Origin of the sequence: Pseudomonas agronomica, assembly GCF_025917275.1 — a bacterium.
Taxonomy (GTDB): Bacteria; Pseudomonadota; Gammaproteobacteria; order Pseudomonadales; family Pseudomonadaceae; genus Aquipseudomonas; species Aquipseudomonas agronomica.
The window spans coordinates 1-1,446 of sequence record NZ_JAOSHO010000813.1; the positions used below are offsets into that span (position 1 = coordinate 1).

The following is a 1,446-nucleotide window of genomic DNA, read 5'->3' on the forward strand; positions in this document are numbered from 1 at the left end:
AGCGGGAGCAAGCTCCCTCGCCACCGGTGACAGGACTGTGGAACGGGTCTGTTACGAAGTGTGTCTAGACTTCGTTAAAGTCCCCAACGAGTGAATAACCCATGACCACCCCAACCAGCCACTACACCGGTGAGGAGCGCAGCAAACGCATCTTCGCCATCGTCGGTGCCTCATCCGGCAACCTGGTCGAATGGTTCGACTTCTACGTCTATGCGTTCTGCGCGATTTACTTCGCGCCGGCTTTCTTCCCGTCGGACAACCCGACGGTGCAACTGGTCAACACGGCGGGTGTGTTCGCCGCCGGCTTCCTGATGCGCCCCATCGGCGGATGGATTTTCGGTCGGGTGGCGGATCGTCACGGGCGCAAGAACTCGATGATGATCTCGGTGCTGATGATGTGTTTCGGCTCGTTGCTCATCGCCTGCCTGCCCACCTACAAGGACATCGGTGTCTGGGCACCGTTGCTGCTGTTGTTCGCGCGCTTGCTTCAGGGGCTGTCGGTGGGCGGCGAGTACGGCACCACCGCCACCTACATGAGCGAAGTCGCCCTGAAAGGCCAGCGTGGCTTCTTTGCGTCGTTCCAGTACGTGACGCTGATTGGCGGACAACTGCTGGCGGTGTCGCTGGTGGTGATCCTGCAACAGTTTCTCAACGAAGACGAACTGCGTGCCTATGGCTGGCGGATTCCGTTCGTGGTGGGCGCGATAGCGGCCGTGATTTCCCTGTTCCTGCGCCGCTCCCTGAAGGAAACCAGCAGCAAGGAAATGCGCGAAAACAAGGACGCCGGCAGCATCGCCGCGCTGTTTCGCAGCCACAAGGCCGCCTTCATCACCGTGCTGGGCTACACCGCCGGCGGTTCGCTGATTTTCTATACCTTCACCACTTACATGCAGAAATACCTGGTGAACACCGCCGGCCTGCACGCCAAGACCGCCAGCTACATCATGACCGGCGCGCTGTTTCTCTATATGTGCATGCAACCGCTGTTCGGCATGCTGGCGGACAAGATCGGCCGGCGTAATTCCATGCTCTGGTTCGGCGGCCTGGGGGCGCTGTGCACGGTGCCAATCCTGCTGACGCTCAAAAGCATCAGCAGCCCGTTTTTGGCATTTGTCCTGATCACGTTGGCGCTGGCGATCGTCAGTTTCTACACCTCCATCAGCGGCCTGGTGAAAGCCGAAATGTTTCCACCCGAAGTGCGGGCACTGGGCGTAGGGTTGGCCTATGCAGTGGCCAATGCGATTTTTGGCGGATCGGCGGAATACGTCGCCTTGAGCCTGAAAGCCCAGGGCATGGAGAACGCCTTTTACTGGTATGTCACGGTGATGATGGTGGTGGCGTTCCTGTTCAGCCTGCGCCTGCCCAAGCAGCCGGCATATTTACACCATGACCTTTAAGGCTTGTTTGATTCATTGTGGCCAGCGATTGCCCCGCTGGGCCCTGTAG

At 59.3% G+C, this 1,446-nt stretch carries 1 protein-coding gene; it reads left to right on the plus strand.

Annotated features, from left to right (window positions below):
• The first annotated feature begins 101 nt into the window (after positions 1-101).
• Positions 102-1,397 carry an MFS family transporter gene (locus OC610_RS27355; protein ID WP_181290320.1) on the plus strand — a complete coding sequence of 432 codons (1,296 nt, stop codon included), beginning with the start codon at positions 102-104 and terminating at the stop codon, positions 1,395-1,397.
• The last annotated feature ends 49 nt before the right edge of the window (positions 1,398-1,446 follow it).

What these genes read in the sequence shown, in the direction of transcription:
- OC610_RS27355 (WP_181290320.1), top strand. Translation starts at nt 102, where the DNA reads ATGACCACCCCAACCAGCCACTACACCGGTGAGGAGCGCAGCAAACGC.